Raw genomic sequence first — 23,486 nt, 5'->3', positions numbered from 1 at the left:
TTTCCTTCATATGCAAAAGTAAGAGGAAAACACCGAAAACGTGAATAAAATCGGAAGAATAATGCAAAACTACAGAAGTAATCTGCGGAGTGCCGGAATATCTTCTGCTATATAATCCGCTCCGGCTTCCGATAGTTCTTCGTAATCTCCGAATCCGTATAAAACGCCGATAGAATCTATACCTGTGTTTTTGGCACCGATGATATCGTGTTTCCTGTCGCCGATCATGACGACTGAATCTCGGTCTGTTATGTCGTTTGCCTCTAATATATAGTTGATTACATCCGTTTTGGTATGAAGCGAACCATCCAGGCCACTTCCTGCGACGAAAGAGAAATAACTGCTTAATTCAAAATAATCCAGAATGCGTCTGGCGAATATTTCCGGTTTGGATGTGGCCAGTATGACGGTTTTGCCGTTTTGTCGGGCTTGTGCCAGCAATTCTTTAATCCCCGGATATAACTTATTTTCCAGAATGCCCTTGACTGTGTATCTTTCTCTGTATTTGGCAACGGCGATAGTTGCCTGTTCATCGGTGAAATTGTAAAAGTCTTTGAATGAATCCATCAAAGGAGGACCGATGAACGGTGATAATTCGCGTAAATCGTTTACCTGAATGCCAAAATGGTTCAGTGCATATTCAACGCAGCGGGTAATCCCGCTTTCCGAATCGGTAATTGTACCGTCGAGATCAAAAAGGAGGTATTTGTATTGTTTCATTTGTTATCATATTTGAATGTTACTTTTCTCTTGATAGAAAAGTAACCAAAAGATCAAGGCTACATCTGCCTCGCTACTGCGCATCCTCCGTTCGCTGTCGTCTGTGAACTCGCTACGCTCAAACAGCACAGCCTCCGGGCGCTCACTCCGGATGCTTCGCTTTACGCTCACCAGATGAGGCCTTTCATAGAACGCAAAGCGTTCTCCTGGGATTGCCGATACCGGCTGTTGAAAGAGAAAGCACCTGTTATATTTAGATGTCGGTATCGGCAATCCAAAGAGGAAGCTGTGCTTCCTGGGAAAGGCCTAAGCGGGTGAACGTCCGCGAAGGGGAAAGACGAAGCGTTCGGAGCGTCTGCTGTTTGAGCGTAGCGAGTTCAGAGGCGACAGCGTAGTCTTTCACTGTAGCAGTGAAGCCGGTTAAGCCTTGATCTTTTGTCTACTTTTCCATCAAGGGAAAAGTAGGTTCAATTATTTCTTGGAAGCCCAAACCAATCCGTCCTGTCGGATATGCCATACATTACCGTCTGTTCCGGGCAATGTGATTTCATACATGGAAGGCGTATTGAACAGTTTGATCTGTTTGGCCTGTTCTGCCGGGCATAATTCTTCGGGTTTGAGGGCGGCTACAGATGGTGCATACTCGCCGAAGGTAGCAGCATATTCGTTCTGACGGTAATACAAGTTGCGCAAAAGCCATTTAACTTCATCATTCGGGTCTGTTACGAATGGTGTTTCGCCGGTTCCGGCCACTTTATCGGATATCTGTACGAATCCCCAGTATTCCGGCATATGAATATTGATTACCCCTGTCGGAGCCCATACCCAGTTGTATTCACGAATCTTATCTTCGCCTTTGATAGGCACTTTTACGTATTTTCCGTCCTGTATATCCGTTGTCCATTCCACACGTGAGAAGTTCGTACGGATATGTTCGCCGGGTACAGGCTTGTTTTTCCCTCTTGCTACCTGATAGATGGAAGACCAGGGAATGAAAACTTCCACGCTCCATGATTTGTCGGTATCTTTCGGGTTGTTCAAAGTCCCGTCTACATGAACGGCCGATTTCATACCGGCAAATTCCCAGTTGTTCAGGACTTGCGGATTATCCCGGTAAGGTTTGCTCAGATACAGATCCCATTCCGTACCCAGTGAGTTTACTTCATATTCCAGATAGTTATGCGTGTCGTTTGTCGGATTGAGGAATATTTCAAAATCGTTATCCTGATAGATTACGGCATCGTGTTCCGTGATGGTGCCCCACACATGCGGTTCTTCCATCAGAACGGCGAAGTACATACCGTTATCATCATAAGTCATTTTTGCCCGTGTTTGCAGAAGTGGTTTAGGACGTTTGTCACCTTCGATATCGACAAAGTCGGTAGTCCAGGGAATCGCATCCCATTCTTCGGGAGATAGCTTGCCGTCTATCTTGATCGGAGCCGGAGCTTTGTAACATACATACGTCGGAGGATTGTAAGCAGCCTGCGGCGTGTAAGTGATCTCTTTACCTTTCTCCTGTGGCGCTTCTGCACAAGAAAGGAGTAACAATGCTGCGATTGGCGCAGTTAAAACTGTTTTCTTCATTTGTTGTTTAATTTAGTATGTTTATTCTGATTTATTCTGATTTTTAGTTGATTCCTGTATCATTTCCACCGCGGCTCCCAGCCACGTATCGATATCATCCGGATAATGTTGGGCGGAACGTGTATCACTGCGTTTATGCCCCAGGCGTACGACGACGGCATTCAGTTCCGGGATGGCGAAAACATATTGGCCGAGAATTCCCCGCATGTAAGGAATTTCCATGCCTTTATAGGTAAGATGCCAGAACTGGAAACCGTAACAGTGGTTTGTCTCATTATACTCTTTGAAGGTCAGGCTGGTGTCGGGTGTTGTCGCTTCCGTTATATAGGATTCGGAAACCAGTTGCCTGCCGTTCCAGCTGCCTTTGTTTAAGATCAGTTGTCCGAAACGGGCGAAGTCGCGGGCATTACTGTTGAAACAGCAATATGCTTTTTCGATACCCTCTTTTTTATCCAGGCTCCAGAGCGCATCTTCTTCCGCATTCATTGGAGTCCATAATTTTCTAGAAATGTACGAACTGATGTTCTCTCCGGTCGCTTTTTCTACAATGAGGGAAAGTAGTTGTGTCACCCCGCTCTGGTAGATAAAGTTAACGCCCGGCTCTTCCGTTTCTTTCATGCCTAAAGCGATCTTTTCCAGGTCATCCCCGTAATACAATTTCGTGGTAGGCGAGAAAGGGGAGGAGTAGGCTTCGTCGAAATCTACACCGGCACTCATTGTCAGCAGATGACGGAGGGTCAGTACTTTTCCATTGTATCCCTGAAATTCCGGATAGAAATCGCTGACCGGTTGATCTACGTTTTTGATGAATCCGTCGTCAATAGCACATCCTATAGCCAGTGAAACAATGCTTTTGGCCATGGAAAACGAGTTGCTGTGCGATTTAGGGGAATAATCTTCCCAGTATTGTTCGAAAAGTAAAGAACTGTCTTTGATAATGACAAAAGCAACCGTTCCCAGTTCATCAAATACCGGCAGGTATTTTTCGGGGATGGAGAGTTTGTTGTAGTCCTCAGACTGTATCCATGCTTGTGGGGCTCCTGCTTCTATGGTCCGGTTTTCAAAGATCGGATACTGGTCGATCTTCGGGAGCAGATGAATCAGCGCACGACGCAGATAATAATTGGAGGGCAATACCAGATAGCCTCCGATACAACATAGAGCCAGCAGTATTGCCCAACCTGTTTTTTTCATTTATTCTGAATCTTCTTTATACCAGCTTGAATACATGTGGTAGTTTTTAGCAATCTTCTGATTAATCTCTTTCGCCTGTTCCGGGTCTACTTTCTTTACAAACTTAGCCGGTACGCCGGCATAGATACTGCCCGGTTCGACAATCGTCTTGCTCAGTACGACTGAACCGGCAGCTACGATCGCTCCTTCACCGATCACGGCATGATCGAGGACAACCGATCCCATTCCGATCAGGGCGCCGTTGCATATCTTGGCTCCGTGTATGGTAACGTTGTGTCCCACCGAAACGTCATCGCCAATTTCTATGGTTGACTTTTCATATAATGTATGCAGTACGGAACCATCCTGTATGTTGACACCGTTTCCGATGCGGATCGAGTTTACGTCACCGCGGAGGACAGTCCCGAACCAGATGCTGCAACCGTCTCCTATTTCGACATCGCCGATAATTGCGGCGTTGTCTGCTAAAAATGTGTCTTTACCGATCTTTGGGGTAAAACCTCTTACTGATTTTATTATTGCCATGTTTATATAATTGATAATTGAAAATTGAAAATTAAGCAGTGACAATAATTTTCAATTTTCAATTTTTAATTCTTCAGATTTCTGCTGTTTTCTCTTTCAACCAGGCCTTTTCATCTTCATTCAGATGAGGGCTTAACAAGTCGTATACCATTTGGTGGTATTTGTTGATCCATGCACGCTCCCTGACAGACAACATCGGGACAACGATCAGTTTGGTGTCGATGTAGCATAAAGTCAGTGTGTCGAATCCGTAAAATTTGCCATATTCCGTTTCACTGTCTTCGCGGACCAGAACCATATTTTCTGTCCGGATGCCGTATTCGCCTGTCCGGTACATGGCTGGTTCATCACTGATTACCATGCCGGGTTTCAGTGGGACAGGGTTTGCTTCCATACGGATACTCTGCGGGCCTTCGTGTACATTCAGGCAATGACCGATTCCGTGTCCCGTTCCGTGCAGGTAATTAATGCCGGCATCCCACAATGCTTTGCGGGCCAGGATATCCAGTTGAACACCTTTTGCTCCGGCCGGGAATTTGCATTTGGCAATCCCGATCGTGCCTTTCAGTACACGGGTAAAATCTTTTTTCATCTGTTCGGTCGGTTCACCTAGGGCTATCGTACGGGTGATGTCGGTCGTTCCGTCCAGATACTGGGCACCGGAGTCCATCAGAAGCATACTGTCTGCTTTAATCTCCACATCGGTCTCGGGCGTGGCGGCATAATGCACGATGGCTCCGTGGGCGGCGTATCCGCAGATGGTCTCAAAACTATCCATGATGTATTGCGGTTGTTCTGCACGTAGAGCCGTCAGCATGGCTGATGCGCTGAGTTCTGTTACTTTTTCTCCTGCTGCTAATTTCTTTTCCAGCCAGATGTAGAAACGGGTCAGGGCAATACCGTCTTTTATCACAGCATTGCGGAATCCTTTTATTTCTGTTTCGTTCTTGATACTTTTCAGGTGGTTGGCGGGAGTGATGCCTTCGATGATCGTGCAACCTTTGGGAAGGGCGTTGTACAATGATATATTTGTTTTTGCCGGGTCGATGAATACGCGGCTGTTTTCCGGAAGCCGGGACAGGTATTTCTGTATCATCGTGTAGTCGGCCACTATAACCCCCTCTTTTTTCAGGTTTTCAGCAGACTCTGCCGTTATCTTTTTAGGATCGATAAAAAGCACACTTTCGTCTTCCGAGACAAACGCATAACTGATTACCACCGGATTGTAAGCGACGTCTGTTCCGCGTATATTAAATGTCCAGGCCACTTCGTCGAGAGCAGCGAGGATCAAGCTGTCTGCTCCTTCCTTGCGAAGCATGTTATTTAATTCATCCAGCTTTTCGTGGACGGATTTTCCACTTAACTCGACAGGCATTTCAAACAGCGGATTACCAGGGATGGCAGGCCGGTCTTTCCAGACCAGGTCGATCAGGTCGTAGGATGTTTCCAGTTTGATCTCTTTCCGGCGCAGGGCCTTTTCAAGTATTGCCGTTTCAGCTACGCTGTATGTCTGTCCGTCGGTTCCGACGGTTTGTCCGCTTTCCAATTCATGAAGCAGGAACTCCTGAATTGTCGGAGTTTCCGGCAAAGCCATTTTATATAGTTCGATGCCTGAACCTTCCAGTTGGATACCGGCCTGCAGGAAATATCGTGAGTCTGTCCATAACCCGGCTTTGTCGGCTGTTATGACCACTGTTCCGGCAGAACCGTCAAAACCGGATATCCATTCGCGTGATTTCCAACGGTCGGCAGGGTATTCGCTCAGATGCGGATCTGAACTGGGAATGATATAAGCGTCTATATTTTTTTCTTTCATTACCTCTCTGAGTGAGGCAATATGTTCCGGAATGTTTGTTTTCATCGCATTATTGTTTAGTCAACGTTACTATTCGCAAAGTTAAGAAAATATCGGGAAAACCATTTTCTTCACCTGGAAAATACCGGAACATTGTGATCCTCTTTAAATATCATCATCATGTCTGTCTGAATTTTTGCCAATGGAATTGCCTGTTGATAATTATAAGCAGGTCTGTCGACAATTGTGGGCTAGCCTGTCGATAATTATGCGCAGGCCTGCTGACAATTATCGGCAGGCAGAATGGTAACGGAAAAATAATGAAACGATAAGGAGGATTGTGTCTGTGGTAAGTATAATTTAGACATATGAAGTAGGGGTTTTTTATTGATGGAATGTCTTAAATATACCAGGATGTCATTAAAACAGGCAACTTCGGTAAGCCAATACGGAAAAGTGCGGGTCGCATTCGTTTAAAGCTGGAAACGTTGAAGATTTTAAATAAAAAAGAATATATTTGTTGGACTTTACTTAATCGGATGATCATGAAAAGAATGTTGTTTGTTTTGGGTGTAGTGGCTCTGTTTTGCATGAGTTCCTGTTCTTCTTACTATTATTCAGTATTGGAGTCGAATGATGCAGTCGGAGAGAAAAATGACGATAAAGATTTTGTCATAGAAAATGACAGTGTGTGTATATCTTACTGTTTCTATGGTGAAGATGCGCCTGTTTCTATCACGGTATATAATAAGATGGATGAGCCTCTGTTTGTTGACTGGCAACGTTCTGCATTGATCATTGACGACGTTGCAACCAGCTATTACCAGGAGAATGCCCCGATACAGGGACAGACCGAATCTTCTTCATATGGTGACAGTTTCAGTTGGAGCAGAAGATATAGTTCGACAGATACTTATTCAAACGGCTCATTTGCCGGTCAGATAGCTTTGCCTAAAGGTGTCAGTTTTATTCCTCCCAGGTCAAAGGTGGAATCTACTCCTTTGAGGCTTACGAATTTCCCGTTCGACCGTATACCCAAAGGGGCATATACGACACAGAAATTTGCCAAGTCCAATTCTGATGTGGTAAATGTGAAAGTGAAGAAGTTTACGGAGGATGATAGTCCTTTGTCTTTCAGGAGTTATCTGAGTTTATATACGGCTAACTCGGAGAACGGAGGGAGAAACTATTCTTCTTATGAAAGTAGTTTCTATGTTGCACAGCTGATCAAGACGGGGAATGTGCCGCCAGCTTCTTTTGATGCCGGGAAAAAGCAGGCCGGAGACTTTTTCTATGTGCATAAGGTAAAAGGCGCTGATGCCGGAATTATCGTAGGTGCCGTAGCCTTTGGTGCTGCCGGTATTGTAATAGAGTCGACGTTGACACCTGATCACTATTGATAGCGGGAGGAAATGAGGATAATATAAAAATGGAAGGTCATAAAGAAGTGGATATTTAAATTACAATGAAAAATATTACAGATTTGAAAACCGTCCGTCTTAGCGACGACCAGAATGCAGTCGTGATTCTGGACCAGACCCGGTTACCGGCTGAAGAATGTTATTTGGAACTTACTTCGGCTGAGGACATCTGGGATGCAATTTATAAGTTGAAAGTACGCGGGGCACCTGCGATCGGTGTTGCTGCGGCCTATGGTATATATGTTTGTAGCAGGCAGATCGAGGCCGGCTCATTCGATGAATTCTATACGGCGTTTCGTCGAGTTAAAGAATATCTGGCGGGATCGCGGCCTACGGCTGTCAACCTGGTCGCAGCTTTGAACCGGATGGAAAAGGTCGTATTGGAAAATGCTTCGGAAACAGTATCGGCTTTGGTTGAATTATTACATAAGGAATCACTGGCTATCCGTGAGGAAGATGCGGCTGCCTGCCGGCGTATCGGGGAACATTGCCTGTCTTTGTTGCGTCCGGGGATGGGAATTTTGACCCATTGCAATGCTGGTCATCTGGCCGTATCTGAATATGGGACGGCATTGGCTCCGGTTTACCTGGGAGAAGAGAGAGGATATGGTTTTAAAGTTTTTGCCGATGAAACCCGTCCGCTGCTCCAGGGAGCTCGCCTGACTGCATACGAATTGAACAGAGCTGGAGTAGATGTCACGCTTATTTGCGATAATATGGCTTCGTCTGTCATGCAGAAAGGCTGGGTACAGGCGGTCATTGTCGGTTGTGACAGGATCGCTGCCAATGGCGATATCGCTAATAAGATCGGGACTTCGGGCGTTGCCATACTTGCCCGACATTATGGCATTCCTTTTTATGTTTTGGGACCTACTTCTACGATTGATATGCAATGTCCCGATGGAAAATCCATCGTTATTGAAGAGCGAGATCCTGCTGAAGTAACAGAAATGTGGTATATGCATCGTATGGCTCCGAAAGATGTAAAAATATTTAACCCGGCTTTTGATGTAACACCTAACGAATTAATTACTGCAATTATTACGGAAAAAGGAATTTTCAATCCGGCGAATGGGGGATTTGAGTCATAGTGGATAAATCGGTATAATAATAAGTGGGATAGCTGCATTTTCAGGAGCTCTATCAGTCACTATGTAGCTATCTACTTATATTGTAGTCAATGTCTTGTGGTATTTTGTTAAGTGATAGAAATAGAGTAGAAAAAGATATTGATTTTCTCTTGTATCTAAGGAAAAAGATTGTTTATATAGAATTAGAAGACATGTAAGTCTGCAATTGAATTTAATAAAAGTAACCTATTTAAATGGTAGCATTTTAATCCGATCCGTGTAGTCCGGATGGGTATATTATTGATAATTAAGCCTTGAAATTCTTCTTGTTTATAGTTCTGCCAGAACTATGTCCTTCGAATGCAAATGTACGGACTAAATTTATGAAAAACAAATCAATAAATATAAAAGTTTTCGTTTTGTCTGTTATTGTACGTGTTAAATTTTGTTGCGCGTGTATGTTTGCGTATTGCTAAAGATATTTTGTATCCAATTTTGGGAAATTCAGATTAAACCAGCCCGCATTTATTAAAAAACACTCTAATATAATAGCTCTTATTATTTGCTTTGGGTGATATTCAGTATGTATAAGGAATAATTACCATAGTTCTGGCAGAACTCGATTCACAATGTAAAAAATTGAAAAACAGAATAGCCGGATGGAGTTTCTTCAATGTGAATATATTGTTAACCTATAAAAAATTGTCTATGAGCGGATAAAGTTGAACCCCGGTTTTTGCAGTACAATGATACTGAAACAGAAAGTTATACCTAAATATCTAAAGTAATCAATTATGACAATTTATTTTAAACCCAAGAGATTTGTTACAAAGAATGTACCATCTCTTATGTTAAGTTGTTTGCTTATCTCCATTTTTTCTTGTTCTGATGATAAGACGAATACAAATGGAAGTGGGCAACCCTATGATCCGAATACTCCGGTCAAGTTGGAAACATTTTATCCCGATTCGGGAGGGATGGCAACTAAGATGATCATTAAAGGTACTAATTTCGGAACAGATCCGGAAGCGATAAAAGTATATTATAATACCAAAAGGGCGGCTGTTGTGCGTGCTGCCGGTGATATGCTTTATGTAATTACTCCGAGGCAACCCGGTGCAGAATGCCAAATATCTGTTGCAATAGGAAAAGACTCCCTTACTTTTGAAAACACATTTTCTTATACAACGCAGACTACGGTTTCTACTATAGCCGGAAAGCCGGTGGGAGGTGATGATGGACATGGTGAAATGATTGATGGAACATTGGCAGAGGCTTCTTTTGATCAACCCTGGTTCTTATGTGTGGATGCTGAGAAAAATATTTTTGTTAGTGAACGTCTTGGACATGCAGTTCGCCAGATTAATGAGGAAAAGAATGTAGTCAGTACGTTAGTTAAAGGTTCAGGAAACTGTCCGTATCCCAACGCTTCTGCAACGGATGCAGAAGGTAAAACTGTTTTTGTAGCCTTGGATCAGGGCTCCCAGGGATTGATCGAGTTTGATCCTGAAACTCAGTGGGCACCTAAAAGAATTAAACCTAGGCCCAAAGAAGGAACTCCTGCTTTTACACTTGACTGGATGCATTCGGTTGCACCTAATGTAAATGACGGATTAATCTATACACGTGCCTATAATGGTCAACTTGTTCGTTTTGATCCGAGAACTAAATCTGCGGAACAACTGGATGAAGGATTATTAAGTAGTTCTGATAGCTTTGTTAGTTTTGATACTCTTGAGCCTGATATGTTGTATATCTGTTATTCTGCTAAACATTGTATATATAGTTATAACATCAAAACCAAAAAGCATGAACTCTACGCCGGTGTTCAAAATGAAACCGGATGGCAGGATGGAGAACGTGAAGATGCTTTATTTAATGATCCGAAACAAATATGTTTTGATCAAGACGGAGTGATGTATGTCGCTGATGCCGGAAATCATGTTATACGGAAAATAACACGTGATGGTGTGGTTAGTACTGTCATTGGTATTGCCGGTGTAAAGGGATATGTGGATGGTTCGCCGGAAGATGCCTTGTTTCAATATCCTACAGGAGTGGCTATCGACAAAGAAGGCACCATTTATGTCGGCGATGCAAGGAATAATTGTGTTCGGAAGCTGGCTATAGAATAATCTAATAAATAAAACAATTTTAAAATTGATGGTATGAAAAGACTCTTCATCATACAGATGTTGCTATGGTGTGCTATGGTTGTGGTCGCACAGAAGCAAACATTTACGATACAAGGAACAATTATTGATCCGTCATTTAATAATGAACCGTTGTCAGGGGTGAATGTATACCTGAAGGATCGTCCGGGTGTCGGTACGGCTTCGGATATAGATGGTAAATTTTTTATAAAGGCCAGTAAAGGCGATATGATTGTCTTTACTTATTTGGGATATGATAATTTTGAATACCAAGTCGCAAAAGAAGAAAAGAATTTGGTTGTCAAAATGGTAACTTCTTCGGTTCAGTTGGAGGAAGCTGTTGTTACTGCTATGGGTAATAAACAACGGAAAATCAGTGTGCTTAGTGCTGTTTCAACTGTTGATACAAAAGATTTGCAAGTGCCGTCTACGTCGATCAATAACATGTTGGGAGGTAGAGTTGCCGGGGTAATTTCTTTACAAACGAGTGGAGAACCCGGTAAAAATATATCGGAATTTTGGGTTCGCGGTATGAGTACTTTCGGTGCAAATAGTAGTGCTTTGGTACTTATTGACGGCTTGGAAGGGGATCTGAGTCATATAGAACCGGCTGATATTGAAAGTTTTTCTGTACTGAAGGATGCCTCTGCAACCGCAGTATATGGGGTGAGAGGTGCTAATGGGGTTGTATTGGTGACAACCAAACGTGGAACGGTGGATCGTTTGAGAATTACAGCGCGCGCAAATTTGACAGTATCTACATTGAAGCGTTTGCCGGAATACGTGGGAGCTTACGATTATGCCAAGTTGGCCAATGAAGCTCGGGTAGTATCAGGATCAACTCCTTTATATTCTCCCATGGAAATGGATTTGATCAAATACCAGCTTGACCCGGATTTATATCCGGACGTAAACTGGCAGAATGAGGTTTTGAATAAGACGTCTTTGCAGCAAACTTATTATATCAATGCGCAGGGGGGAGGTAGTATCGCCCGTTATTTCATCAGCTTGGGAATGTCTGATGAAGGCGCCGCCTATAAACAGGATAAGAATAGTAAATATAAGGCCGGTTCCGGATATAATACATATAATTATAGAACGAACTTGGATGTTAATGTGACGAAGACGACTCAGGTCTATTTGGGACTCGACGGAACTTTGACATCTAAAAAAGAACCGGGTATGGCAAATACCGACTATTTGTGGTATGCACAAGCCGCTCTGACTCCACTTACGATTCCTACTACTTATTCAAATGGTATGTTACCGGCTTATGGAACAGGTAGCCAGTATTCTCCTTATGTGATGTTGAATCATACGGGAATGAAAACGTCCGAGACCTATTCCAATATGGTGACGCTTGCTTTAACTCAGGATTTTTCTCCGATTCTGAAGGGGTTAAAAGTAAAGATACAGGGTGCTTTAAATAATAAGAGTTACTATGATGAAACACGCTATGTTTTGCCTGATATGTATTATGCGGTGGGACGTTCGACTGACGGGGAGTTGAAGTTGGTAAAGAAAATTAATGCGGAAGCGGCTCAGTTTATGAATTATCAGCGGCAATGGCGTAAATACCATTTTGAAGCAAATGTGAATTATGAAAATATGATCGGTGACGATCATCGTTTTACCGGATTGCTTTACTACTATATGAGTGATGAGAAAGACACATATAATGTAAAAACAAGTATGGACGCGATACCAAAGAGGTATCAAGGGTTATCCGGACGTGTGACATATGGTTTTAAGGATACTTATTTCGTTGATGCCAACTTTGGTTATACCGGCTCTGAAAATTTCCGTCCTGGACAGCAATTCGGTTTTTTCCCTTCCGGTGCAATCGGCTGGGTTCCGACAAACTATGACTTTATGAAAAAAGCGTTGCCTTGGTTGAACTTCTTGAAATTCAGATTCTCTTACGGGCAAGTAGGTAACGACCGTATTTCGGATAAACGATTCCCTTATCTGACTATTATCAATTCGACCGCGAATACTGGTTGGGGAAGTCGTTATTCTTGGGGGGTAAACGAGTCTATCGTCGGCGCGGATAATCTGGCCTGGGAAAAATCAACAAAAGCGGACTTAGGTATTGAAGGTCGTTTGTTTGATGAACGAGTGAATTTTGTTGTGGACTTTTTTAATGATCAACGTGAAGGTATTTTCCAACAGCGTACCCAGGTTCCTGATTTTGCAGGTATTATAACGATGCCTTTTGGTAATGTCGGGCGTATGAGAAGTTATGGATCTGATGGTAATATTTCGTATACACAAACATTTGGCAAAGACTTTACTTTTACGGTTCGTGGAAACTTTACCTATTCGACAAATGATGTTCAAGACTGGGAACAGGCATATCCTAAATATGAATATCAACGTATTGCAGGTAATCCGTTGAATATACAGAGAGGATATATAGCTTTAGGGTTGTTTAAGGATGATCAGGATGTGGCAAGTAGTCCAGCCCAGTTCGGTACGGTTCGCCCAGGGGATATCAAATATAAAGATGTCAATGGAGATGGAAAAATAACGACTGACGACAAGGTTCCTTTATCTTTTTCTGATTATCCACGGTTGATGTATGGTTTTGGCGGTGAGTTCAGATATAAAAATCTAACCTTGTCGGTATTGTTTAAAGGTACCGGTAACACAGATTATTATAAGGCCGGTTTACCGGATGGTTATGGTAATTATGATGTGTATGAAATGGGGTATATACCGTTCCATAAAGCAGTAGTTGGTAATGTTCCGGTACAGGCTGGTATCCAGGCAAACCGATGGACTCCGGCCTGGTATTCAGGAGATCCGTCTACAGAAAATCCTGATGCCATGTTTCCTCGTTTGACTTATGGAAAGAATGAGAACAATACACAAGTCTCGACTTTCTGGAAAGGTAATTCCAAATATTTGCGTTTACAGGAAATCAGCTTGACCTATAACCTGAAGTCTTTAGGTTGGTTGAACAATGTAGGAATTTCCTCTGTAGACCTTCAATTGGTCGGTTATAATCTTTGTGTATGGGATAAGGTAAAGACGGTAGATCCGGAACAAGCCGGTAAGAACGGGAATGTATATCCGATACCGGCCCGGTATGCGATACAGATGTATGTTAATTTCTAAAAATAACGGAATATGAGATATTTAAGATATTTGAAGCATTTAATCATTGTTGCTTTTATTGCTTTGTATTGTTCTATGAGTTCGTGTAATTATCTGAATGTTGATGATTATTTTATGGATACGTTGGGATATGATTCGATCTTTCAGAATAAGTTGAATTTACAACAATATTTATGGGGTACGGCAGCCTTTTTTTATGATGAAGGAGCTATTTGGGGTAGCACGTATACACCGGGAGTTGTCGGTTCGGATGAAGCTTTTACTATGTGGGACCATGATGAGTATCCGGGTACGCAATTTGTGTTGGGAAATATAAATCCTGACAACTTGATGAGTATGAATGTCTGGCCGCAAATGTATAAGATCATACGGAAAACCAATCTTATTTTTCAACGAATAGATGAATGTAAAGATCTTACGACCTTAGAAGAGCGTGAGATATTAGGATATGCTCATTTTATGCGTGCTTATGCCTATTATCATATATTGATGAATTTTGGTCCGGTTGTTTTGATAGGTGATGAAACCCTGGAGACGAATGAGAAACCGGAGTATTACAACCGGGAAAGAGCGACCTATGACGAGTCGGTAGATTATATTTGTGATGAGTTGGAGTTGGCTGCGAAATATATACCTCTTACTGTTTCTATGGGGCAATTCGGACGTCCTACCCGTGGAGCGGCTTACGGTCTGATTGCGCGTCTGCGTTTGCAGCAGGCAAGTCCTTTGTTTAACGGTGGTGCAGCTGCTAAAACCCATTTCGCAGCCTGGAAACGTACGGTCGATGGAGTTGATTATGTTTCACAGCAATATGACGAAAAGAAATGGGCGGTTGCCGCTGCGGCAGCAAAACGGGTGATTGATATGGGAGTTTATGAGTTATATACGGTAAAACGTGACTCGACAACTATGCCGTTACCCAAAAATGTACCTTCGGGAGATTTTCCAAATGGGGCGGGTAATATCGACCCTTTCAAGTCGTATAGCGATATGTTTACAGGAGAAGCGTTGTCTCAAAAAAATACGGAATTTGTGTGGGGGCGTATTTCCGGTAATGTAAGAAACTATACCCGGCATGCGTTTCCTATTGATAATTTAGGTGGTTGGAATGGTATGGCTATTCCTCAAAAGATTGTAGATGCGTATTATATGGTAGACGGTCGTAATATCAACGATTCGAGCGAAGAATATCCTTATTCGGAAATCGGATTTTCCAGTGAGAAGCAATCCTTCTCCGGTTATCAGTTGAATAATGGCGTATATAATATGTATATGAACAGAGAAATGCGCTTTTATGCCTCTATCGGTTTCAGTGAATGTTTCTGGCCTTGTCTTTCTACAAGCGAGAGTGGACGCAGAAATCAGACGATCACCTATTTTAAGGGTGGAAATTCCGGGAAAGACCGTACAAATTCAGATATTCGAAATTACCCGATCACAGGTTACGTAATCAAGAAGTTTATCCACAAAGACGATGCCTGGGCCGGAAATGATGCGGAGACACTGGAAAAACCTTTCCCTATAATCCGATATGCAGAAATTCTTCTTTCTTATGTGGAAGCACTCAACAACCTGACGGGAGGGCATACTATTACAGATGCTGAAGGTAATAGTCAGACATTTACCAGGGATGTGAATGAGATGGCTAAATATTTTAATATGATCCGTTACCGTGCCGGGCTTCCGGGATTGACATCTGCTGAATTATCATCCCCTGATCAAATGTTTGATTTAATAGTACGCGAAAGAATGATCGAGTTCTTACATGAGAATCGTCGTTTCTATGACGTACGTCGCTGGGGTATTTATGAAGAAGTCGACAAAGAGCCTATTGTCGGAATGGATACCGAATCGCGTAAAGACAGTTATTATGAGCGCACGGTGGTCAATCATCCGATAGCCAGAAATCGTAAAGTCGAAAGAAAAATGATCTGGTTGCCTATTAGTCGCCAGGAGATCAGAAAAGTACCGAAAATGGATCAAAATCCGGGATGGGATAATTAATAATATTAAAATGTATAGATATGATAAATAAGGTAATATATAGAATAACCGCATGTTTGTTCTTTTCCGGACTTGTTGCTTGTAGCCAGAGTGATGTGTTTAAGGAAGAACAATATAAAAAAGTGCTTTATGTGCTAAGTGATGATAATATGGCTTTTCAGGTTATTCATTCGCTAAATGAGACAGAAAGTACTGGTTATTTGACTTTATATGCAGGAGGGACGTTGGACATAGATCAGGATATAACGTTTACGCTGGAACCCGATGAGGAGTTGTTGGATGAATATAATCTGCTGAACTATGATTTGGATACGGACAAATACGCAAAAAGATTGGATCCGTCTAAATATACGATCGAGTCATATTCGGTAACAATGAAGCAGGGGGGAGAAATGCCCTATGCTTTATTGCCGATCAAGATACGTCCAGAAGGACTTTCTCCGGACTCTTTATATATGATACCATTGAAGCTGACAGGCGTTTCTGCTTATGAAATTAATCCAAAGAAAAGCCGTGTGCTTTATCAGGTTGTTCTGGAGAATGATTTTGCATCGGAAAAGGACAATACATTAATGTCGATGAGAGGTACTCGTCAGGTCGGTGATGGGCCTGTTTCTAAAATTGCGGCCAATAAGCGTATGTATCCTTTAAGTAAGCAGGAAGTAAGGATTAATGCAGGTATGGAAAACAGTGGAAATAAGGCTGATCTGGAGTTAATCAATAAATATAGCGTTATTGTAAAGATTGGCGAAGAAAAAACACTGAATTATAAAGGTGTTTCTTATTATCCATTGACAGTCTATCCTTATAATAAGGAAAATATACAAGTCGAAATGCTTGGAAGTGAGGACGATAAAGAAGTCCTGGCAGTGGCTGAATCGAATCGGTACGGAGAAGAACTGGGAATAATGAGATTCTATATTTCTTATCGATATCGGACTTTGGTTGCTCCTGCTTCGGAAGGATTGGAGGCAGAATGGAGTGATTGGGTTGTTGTTACTGAAAATATGAAACAGTTAGCGAAGTAGTATCATACTGATTATCGGTAGGTCCAAAAGGCGGGAACAATGGTTTTTTTTTTGGACCTACTATAAAACACAGTGAGAGAATGATGAAAAATATCAGTTGATTTATGAAAATCCTATTTATAACTATCATCTGTGTCTTGTTGGATGGAATGTCATTTCGTTTGTTTCAGGAAAAAACAACAAGTGAACAGATAATCTCCTTTTTTTTAAATCTTCAAACAGTTCAACAGGAAAAGTTGTATTTGCATTTGGATAAACCTTATTATGCCGCAGGGGAGCAAATTTGGTTTAAAGGATATCTGGTGAACTCGTCTACCCATGCTCCGGATATGCCGGATAATTTTATTTATGTGGAATTGGTAAATCAGAATAATAAAATTGTTTGTAGGCAAAAAGTAAAGAAAAATGAAGGTGGCTTTTGGGGTAATTTACTATTACCAACGGATATGATTGTAGGAGAATATACATTGAGGGGATATACAAATTGGATGCGTAATGCTAATGTAAACTTTTTCTTTCAAAAAAATATTCCGATAGCCAATACCTTGGATAGACCGGATACTTTAGAACTCAAGAAGAAAGATATAAGTAAAAATGATTTTAGTGTTTCTTTTTTTCCGGAGGGAGGACATTTATTAACGGGATATCGTCAGCAAATGGCTTTTAAATGTCAGCGTTCAAATGGCTATAGTGGAATGTTGGAAGGATATATAGTCAATCAGTCAGGGGATACGCTAACACAAGTGAAGAGCGAGCATGATGGTATGGGAACTTTTTCTTTTCTTCCGGCGAAGGATAATTCATATTACGCATTAGTCCGTTCTTCCGGATGTGAAGAGAAAAAGATACAATTACCAAAAGCTGAAGATTCAGGCGTTACATTATCGTTAAATCAATCGGCCGGAAAAATACGTTATCAGATATTTTCATCACTGCCGGCTAGTCAACAATCGGATTCGTTATATTTGATTGGTCATACGCGAGGATTACTTCGTTTTTTGTTGCCGATAAGTAAAGAGAATCATACGGGGGTTATTAGTTCTTCTTATTTTCCGGATGGTATTTCTCATTTTCTGTTGATGGATGAGGCCGGTAATAAATTGAGTGAACGACTGATATTTAATTATCCAAGGAAGGAAAGCTGTTGGACTTTACAAACTGATAAAGATACATATGAGCGTCGGGAAAAAATAAAAATAAATATCCGGTTGGATAACGAATCGGGATTACCGGTAAAAGGCTCTTTTTCTTTAAGTATTACGGATAATAATTCGGTTTCTGTGGATTCACTGTCAAGCAATATTTACTCTGATTTGTTACTTGTGTCGGATTTGAAGGGATTTGTGGAGAATCCCGGATGGTATTTTAAAGAGAAGTCCAGAACAACTATAAGAGGATTGGATTTATTGATGTTGACGCATGGCTGGAGTCGGTTTGATATTACTCCTTTTGCAGAGCAATCGTTTATGCCTGATTATTTTGTGGAGAAGGGGCAATATATAAGTGGAAGGATTTTGAATTTTTTCGGTAAAGAGGCAAAAGATGCAGCAATAGTCGCAGTCGATCCTGCAAATAATCTAGTCAGGACGTTGGAGTCGGATGAAAAAGGTTGTTTTTTGCTGGATGGAATTGATTATTGTGATTCAACGACTTTTGTCGTACAAGCCCGAAGTAAAAAAGGTCTGGCAGTTGTCGATATAAAGATGGACGAAGAAACTATTCCTGTTGTAGAAGACAAAAATTTATTCCCTGATTCATTGTTTGTTTTTAATTCGCATTATCTATCCTCTGCAATGGACGCTGGTGGTATGCGTGTAATCAATCTGGAAGATGTCGTGATTGAAGGAAAACGAACTCAGACAGCCAAAGAAAAGGCTGAACGTGTGTGGGCTGATTATTCCATGACAGAAGATATGCTTGGAAAGTCGGTGTCCAGGACTGCAAAAGATTTATTCAGACAAGCTATGGGAGGCGCAGATGTAAGTGATCCGCTAGTAGTGATTGATGGGATGTGCTGTTGGGATGATAATTATATATTGGAAACAATTTATCCGGATGACATGAGGAGCTTTGATGTGTTTAGGGATCAGAAACGATGTAAATACGGTTCTATAAGTAAGTCGACTCCTGCCGTAGTGATTACATTGAAACCGGAAGCGATGAATCGCAAGAGGAAGGGGGTGGCTTTATTCCATTCGCAAGGGTATGTAAAACCGGATCAATTCTACCATCCGGTATATAAGACACCTGATGAAAAAAAGTCGGAAAAAATGGATATACGCAGTACTCTTTATTGGAATCCTACTTTGGAAATAGACTCTCAGGGAGGAGGAAATGTGGAATTTTATGCTTCGGATCTCCCGGCTTCATATCATGTGGTAATTGAAGGCGTGGATGAGAGCGGACAGTTGTATCGGTATTCGGGAAATTTATTGAAAAATGCAGAATGATGAGTAAATTGTTTTATATAAGCCTGTTCATTCTTTTATTTTTATTGTTGCAGATTGGATATAGTTATCATTTTTTCTATATCGAGCAGTTTCAGTTGTTTATGTTTTTGGAGGACTATCTGTTTGAAACGGTTTCTCATCCTGGAGGCTTATCAGTGTATTTGGGAGAGTTTCTGGTACAGTTTTTTTATTATCCGCTGGTAGGTGAGTTTGTTTCAGCATTATTATTAGTATGTATAGCCGGATCGATAAAGCAATACGTCTCTTCCAATAAAACCTGTTTTTTATCGGAAGGGCTCATTCTATTATTTTTACTGATTGATATTCTTGATTTTAATTTTCTTTATGCAGGAGTTGTTGCTTATTTGTTTTGTGTGGTCTTTCTGTTGGTTTATAAGCGTATTCAAAAAGAGTTCGTACGTATTCTGACCGGATGTTTGATGATCTGCTTACTATATCTGATAGCCGGATCGGTTTTTGTCGCCTTTGCTGTTTCTTTATTGATTCAGGAAATAAAGGTATACAGGCTAAAAATCGGTCTGCTTCTTATCCCTATGCTATTCACAATATTACTGATGTTTTATTTGAATTATGCCGGATATCTGTATTATTCGGAGATCATATGTTTTGCTGATGGGATATATGTATTGAAAGGGGGAGCCGGATGGGTGATTTATGCTCCGTGGTTTTTATTGGCTTTCAGTCCATTGTTGAGTCCATTATTTGACTTTGTCTTTGTTGCGATAAAAAATAAATATTGGAGGATGGGTACTCAGGTCGTTATATTGTTACTCTGTGGTGCTTTTTTATTGTCAGGATATGATGATAGAAAGTCTTTGCCGGTAAAAAAATATGCGTATTATGCAGATCACAAAAAGTGGGAAAAGATATTACATAGTTGTAAGAAACGGAAACCTACGGATTTATTGTGCCTTAATTATCAAAACTTGGCTTTGGCAGAACAGGGTGTTTTGGCAGACTCTTTACTTATGTATACACAACAGGGGAGTAAAGGGTTGTTTGTCGATTGGAATATGACGCCGTTTGTTTCTATGACACTACAAAAGATATGTTATTGCTATGGAGATATAGCATCGGCTCGAAAATATGCTTTTGAATGTAATGTTTGTGCACGATCAGTCGGATATCCACAGACTCTAAAAATGCTGGCAACATGTAATTGGGAGATGGGAGAGTATGCAGTTGTAGATAAATATCTTTCCTATTTGCACAAAACATGGGTTTATCGGAATTGGGAGGTGGACACTCTCTGTTTGAGACGAGTCGAATCTCAGGCCGATAATTTTGTATATCTCCAAGACATAGACCTGTTGGCTTATGATAATGTGCATAATAAGAAGTTGGCAGATTTTGTTCTATGCTCATATTTGTTGGATAAGAACCTGAATGAGTTTTTGAAAGCATTTTACTATTTCTATAAAAATGAGAAAAATGTCCCGGTTATTTATCAGGAGGCAATTTTTCTGGGAGCACAAAGTAACCCTCAAATACTTGATTATTTCTTTATACCGGATTCGTTGAAAGAGCGTTTTCAGGCGTATCAATCCTTTTGTAAGACGAATCATCTGGATATATCTACGAATGTGGAGAATAAGGATATTCATTGTTATACAAGTAGTTATTGGTATTATTACGATTTTAATCCTGTCCGTTTATGATTAAATATTTATTGTTTTGCTGGTATGTAATTCTGTTTTTGTCTTGTTGTGAAGAAGAGAGGCCTGGCTATGCAACGGGAGAACTTATATTTCCTGATTACAGAAATGTTACAATTCCGGTTGATATTGCGCCGTTATCTTTTTATGTAAATCTGCCGGAAATGAATGAAAATGTTCAGGTCTCATTATCTACACGAACCTATAAGTTAAATCGTCAGGGTAAAGAGATTCGTTTTTCCTCACTCGAATGGAGAGAGTTAGTGACATCTGATAGTGTACTGAATGTTTATATTCAGAAAAAAACTGACCGTTTGTGGAACTGCATTGATTCTTTTAAGATATATATATCCTCGGATCCGATAGATCCTTATCTTTCATATCGCCTGATTGAGCCAGGATATGAGGTGTGGGGGGATATGGGGATTTATCAACGTTGTTTGGCTAATTATGAAGAGGATGCTATTTTTGAAAACTCAAGAGTAAAAGAAATTTGTGTGAATTGTCATACGACCAATCAAGGAAACCCGGAAGAGTATATATTCCATCAGCGGCCTAAACCGGCAGGAACTATTTTAGTTAAAGATGGAGTTGTTAGTAAATTGAATACGGATTATTCCGAAAAAATAAAAACTTTAGTTTATCCATCTTGGCATTCATCAGGTAAATATATAGCTTTTTCTGTAAACAAGACGGTACAGGCAGTACATTCACAGCACAGGAATCGCATTGAGGTGATGGATCTGCACTCGGATATTGTGATCCTGGATGTACAAAAGAATATACTTTTAACCAGTTCTCTATTATCGTCGGCTGATGCTTATGAGACTTTTCCCTGTTTCTCTTCCGATGGAAAAAAGTTATACTTTTGCTCTGCTCCTGCAATATCGTTACCGGATTCATTTAATTACGTACGATATCATTTATGTAGCCTGGATGTGGATTTGGAGAAAGGGACTTTGGGAAGTAAAATTGATACGGTGATACGAGTCGATACACTAAAAGCCAGTATCTCTTTCCCTAAAATATCACCCTCCGGGCGTTTTATGCTATACACGCGACATGCTTATGGTAATTTTTCTATCTGGCATCGGGATGCTGACTTATGCATGTTTGATTTGCATAACCGAAGAGAAGTAGATACATCGATCTTAAATTCGGAAGAAACGGAAAGTTATCATTCCTGGTCGTCGGAAGGTCATTGGATTGTTTTTAGTAGCCGTCGGATGACAGGGCTTTTTACTTGCTTGTATTTGGCTCATATAGATTCTTCGGGACATGCAGGAAAGCCTTTTTTGTTACCACAAAAAAGGAGTGATTCTTATTTTTTTCAATATAAGTCTTATAATGTACCCGAATTTATGAAGGGGCCGGTCCGCACAAGCGAAAAGGATCTGGAGGTGGTTATGGAGAGATGATGTGTCTTGCTGCTACAAAGAGTTTTATAACGGATCGGGTTTTAGCTTATTTTGTGGAGGCTTCGTAAAATAAATTCCGGAAAGTTTTGCTAATAACGAAAGAATCAGTAATTTTGCTGCCCATTTTGAGGATGTAATTAAAAACAATATAATAAATTAAATTATGATCGTAGTTCCATTGAAAGAAGGCGAAAACATTGAAAAAGCGCTTAAGAAATTTAAAAGAAAGTTCGAAAAGACAGGTGTGGTAAAAGAACTGAGAAGTCGTCAGGCTTTTATAAAACCCTCTGTTGAAAAGAGAAAACAAAACATGCGTGCGGTTTACGTTCAGCAATTGCAGCAGGTAGAAGAATAAAATATCCTGTCAGGCTTGTTTAATTGAATTCTTATTCCTATTTTCGTTGCATAATAGTTGATGCAACGCAGATATGTTGATAGATTCATTTTTAGATTATCTTCGGTATGAAAGGAATTACTCCAATTATACGATAGAGGCTTATTCGAAAGATTTGCGTCAGTTCGAAGAGTATGTAAAATTGAATAAAGAAAGCATATTTGTTCCGGGAGATGTCGATGCGGATTTAGTCAGAAGTTGGATCGTTTCTTTAATGGACGAGAAGATTTCTCCGGTGTCGGTCAATCGGAAATTAAGTTCTTTGAAGTCTTTTTTTAAATTCCTTATGAAGCAGGGAAGCATCTCTGTGAATCCATTAAGGTTAATAACCGGGCCGAAGACAAAAAAGCCGTTACCTTATTTTGTAAGAGATAAGGAAATGGAGTTGCTGTTGGACGGAGATGGATTTGATGAGGATTTTGAAGGTGTAAGGGATCGTCTGATACTTGAAATGCTGTATGATACAGGTATCCGCCGTTCGGAATTGATCGGAATACAAGATTTCGATGTGGATTTCGGAGCGATGCAGATACGTGTGACAGGTAAGCGTAACAAGCAGCGGTTGATTCCATTTGCAGAAGGGTTAAAGAACTTGATACAAGCATACACTGAAGTTCGAAATCGTGAAGTTGGTTCGGAGAGCGGATGGTTTTTTGTAAGAAAAAACGGGGAGCAATTATCGGCAGGTATCGTATATACTATAGTAAAGAAGAAGCTGTCGGAGATCCCAACATTGGCGAAACGTAGCCCTCATGTATTGAGACATTCGTTTGCAACAAGTATGTTGAATAATGGAGCAGAGTTGAATGCTGTGAAAGAGTTGCTCGGACACAGCAGTTTGGCTTCAACCAGCGTTTACACACATACAACCTTTGAGGAATTAAAAAAAGTGTATCATGCTCATCCAAGAGCTAAAAAAGAAGGAGGTTAA

At 40.9% G+C, this 23,486-nt stretch carries 17 protein-coding genes; 11 read left to right on the top strand and 6 right to left on the bottom strand.

What is annotated here, in order from left to right:
• Positions 1-69 precede the first annotated feature (69 nt).
• The 6 genes from NBH14_RS06785 to NBH14_RS06760 all read right to left on the bottom strand — a co-directional run bounded on the left by NBH14_RS06785 (position 70) and on the right by NBH14_RS06760 (position 5,887).
• Positions 70-720, bottom strand: a complete 651-nt coding sequence (locus NBH14_RS06785; RefSeq protein WP_186958346.1) for an HAD family hydrolase — start codon at positions 718-720, stop codon at positions 70-72.
• A 6-nt stretch (positions 721-726) separates the two neighbouring features.
• On the bottom strand, positions 727-891 hold the full coding sequence (locus NBH14_RS06780) for a hypothetical protein (protein ID WP_186958345.1): 165 nt from the start codon (positions 889-891) through the stop codon (positions 727-729).
• 300 nt (positions 892-1,191) lie between these two features.
• Complete coding sequence (locus NBH14_RS06775; protein WP_007654218.1) at positions 1,192-2,307, bottom strand: carbohydrate-binding family 9-like protein; 1,116 nt, start codon at positions 2,305-2,307, stop codon at positions 1,192-1,194.
• A 21-nt stretch (positions 2,308-2,328) separates the two neighbouring features.
• Entirely contained in the window at positions 2,329-3,501 is a 1,173-nt protein-coding gene (locus tag NBH14_RS06770; RefSeq protein ID WP_186958344.1) for a serine hydrolase domain-containing protein, read from the bottom strand.
• On the bottom strand, positions 3,502-4,026 hold the full coding sequence (locus NBH14_RS06765) for a gamma carbonic anhydrase family protein (protein ID WP_007654214.1): 525 nt from the start codon (positions 4,024-4,026) through the stop codon (positions 3,502-3,504).
• A 73-nt stretch (positions 4,027-4,099) separates the two neighbouring features.
• On the bottom strand, positions 4,100-5,887 hold the full coding sequence (locus tag NBH14_RS06760; RefSeq protein WP_186958343.1) for an aminopeptidase P family protein: 1,788 nt from the start codon (positions 5,885-5,887) through the stop codon (positions 4,100-4,102).
• 479 nt (positions 5,888-6,366) lie between these two features.
• Between NBH14_RS06760 and NBH14_RS06755 the strand changes: the two genes are divergently transcribed.
• The 11 genes from NBH14_RS06755 (at position 6,367) to NBH14_RS06705 (ending at position 23,486) form a co-directional block, all read left to right on the top strand.
• Positions 6,367-7,221, top strand: a complete 855-nt coding sequence (locus tag NBH14_RS06755; RefSeq protein ID WP_186958342.1) for a hypothetical protein — start codon at positions 6,367-6,369, stop codon at positions 7,219-7,221.
• 65 nt (positions 7,222-7,286) lie between these two features.
• Positions 7,287-8,333, top strand: a complete 1,047-nt coding sequence (gene mtnA, locus NBH14_RS06750) for an S-methyl-5-thioribose-1-phosphate isomerase (RefSeq protein WP_186958341.1) — start codon at positions 7,287-7,289, stop codon at positions 8,331-8,333.
• Between the two features lie 827 nt (positions 8,334-9,160).
• Positions 9,161-10,447 (top strand): IPT/TIG domain-containing protein, encoded by a 1,287-nt coding sequence (locus NBH14_RS06745; protein ID WP_250817265.1) that lies wholly within the window; start codon positions 9,161-9,163, stop codon positions 10,445-10,447.
• Between the two features lie 33 nt (positions 10,448-10,480).
• On the top strand, positions 10,481-13,585 hold the full coding sequence (locus tag NBH14_RS06740; protein ID WP_186958339.1) for a SusC/RagA family TonB-linked outer membrane protein: 3,105 nt from the start codon (positions 10,481-10,483) through the stop codon (positions 13,583-13,585).
• Between the two features lie 12 nt (positions 13,586-13,597).
• Complete coding sequence (locus tag NBH14_RS06735; RefSeq protein WP_186958338.1) at positions 13,598-15,589, top strand: RagB/SusD family nutrient uptake outer membrane protein; 1,992 nt, start codon at positions 13,598-13,600, stop codon at positions 15,587-15,589.
• 20 nt (positions 15,590-15,609) lie between these two features.
• Positions 15,610-16,617, top strand: coding sequence for a DUF1735 domain-containing protein (locus NBH14_RS06730; RefSeq protein ID WP_222622073.1), 1,008 nt, complete (start codon positions 15,610-15,612; stop codon positions 16,615-16,617).
• Positions 16,618-16,721: 104 nt separating this feature from the next.
• Positions 16,722-19,067, top strand: coding sequence for a hypothetical protein (locus NBH14_RS06725; protein ID WP_186958337.1), 2,346 nt, complete (start codon positions 16,722-16,724; stop codon positions 19,065-19,067).
• Positions 19,067-20,746: a DUF6057 family protein gene (locus NBH14_RS06720; protein WP_250817264.1), complete on the top strand. Its 1,680-nt coding sequence runs from the start codon at positions 19,067-19,069 to the stop codon at positions 20,744-20,746. The genes NBH14_RS06725 and NBH14_RS06720 overlap by 1 nt, the downstream gene beginning before the upstream one ends.
• Before the next feature lie 161 nt (positions 20,747-20,907).
• On the top strand, positions 20,908-22,161 hold the full coding sequence (locus NBH14_RS06715; RefSeq protein ID WP_250817262.1) for a TolB family protein: 1,254 nt from the start codon (positions 20,908-20,910) through the stop codon (positions 22,159-22,161).
• 163 nt (positions 22,162-22,324) lie between these two features.
• The gene (rpsU, locus tag NBH14_RS06710) at positions 22,325-22,516 is read left to right on the top strand and encodes a 30S ribosomal protein S21 (RefSeq protein ID WP_007654191.1); all 192 of its coding nucleotides are present in this window, start codon (positions 22,325-22,327) and stop codon (positions 22,514-22,516) included.
• Between the two features lie 73 nt (positions 22,517-22,589).
• Positions 22,590-23,486, top strand: a complete 897-nt coding sequence (locus NBH14_RS06705) for a tyrosine recombinase XerC (RefSeq protein ID WP_186958334.1) — start codon at positions 22,590-22,592, stop codon at positions 23,484-23,486.

This window comes from Parabacteroides caecihominis, assembly GCF_023656785.1.
Lineage (GTDB): Bacteria > Bacteroidota > Bacteroidia > Bacteroidales > Tannerellaceae > Parabacteroides > Parabacteroides segnis.
Note: the sequence above shows the minus strand (reverse complement) of the source record. Positions and strands in the feature narration are given on the sequence as shown.

Coding starts and splice junctions, on each gene's coding strand:
- NBH14_RS06735 (WP_186958338.1), top strand. CDS start 13,598: ATGAGATATTTAAGATATTTGAAGCATTTAATCATTGTTGCTTTTATT.
- NBH14_RS06785 (WP_186958346.1), bottom strand. CDS start 720: ATGAAACAATACAAATACCTCCTTTTTGATCTCGACGGTACAATTACC.
- NBH14_RS06760 (WP_186958343.1), bottom strand. CDS start 5,887: ATGAAAACAAACATTCCGGAACATATTGCCTCACTCAGAGAGGTAATG.
- NBH14_RS06720 (WP_250817264.1), top strand. CDS start 19,067: ATGAGTAAATTGTTTTATATAAGCCTGTTCATTCTTTTATTTTTATTG.
- NBH14_RS06775 (WP_007654218.1), bottom strand. CDS start 2,307: ATGAAGAAAACAGTTTTAACTGCGCCAATCGCAGCATTGTTACTCCTT.
- NBH14_RS06745 (WP_250817265.1), top strand. CDS start 9,161: ATGTTAAGTTGTTTGCTTATCTCCATTTTTTCTTGTTCTGATGATAAG.
- mtnA (WP_186958341.1), top strand. CDS start 7,287: ATGAAAAATATTACAGATTTGAAAACCGTCCGTCTTAGCGACGACCAG.
- NBH14_RS06770 (WP_186958344.1), bottom strand. CDS start 3,501: ATGAAAAAAACAGGTTGGGCAATACTGCTGGCTCTATGTTGTATCGGA.
- NBH14_RS06755 (WP_186958342.1), top strand. CDS start 6,367: ATGAAAAGAATGTTGTTTGTTTTGGGTGTAGTGGCTCTGTTTTGCATG.
- NBH14_RS06765 (WP_007654214.1), bottom strand. CDS start 4,026: ATGGCAATAATAAAATCAGTAAGAGGTTTTACCCCAAAGATCGGTAAA.
- NBH14_RS06705 (WP_186958334.1), top strand. CDS start 22,590: ATGTTGATAGATTCATTTTTAGATTATCTTCGGTATGAAAGGAATTAC.
- NBH14_RS06740 (WP_186958339.1), top strand. CDS start 10,481: ATGAAAAGACTCTTCATCATACAGATGTTGCTATGGTGTGCTATGGTT.
- NBH14_RS06715 (WP_250817262.1), top strand. CDS start 20,908: ATGAATGAAAATGTTCAGGTCTCATTATCTACACGAACCTATAAGTTA.
- NBH14_RS06730 (WP_222622073.1), top strand. CDS start 15,610: ATGATAAATAAGGTAATATATAGAATAACCGCATGTTTGTTCTTTTCC.
- NBH14_RS06725 (WP_186958337.1), top strand. CDS start 16,722: ATGAAAATCCTATTTATAACTATCATCTGTGTCTTGTTGGATGGAATG.
- rpsU (WP_007654191.1), top strand. CDS start 22,325: ATGATCGTAGTTCCATTGAAAGAAGGCGAAAACATTGAAAAAGCGCTT.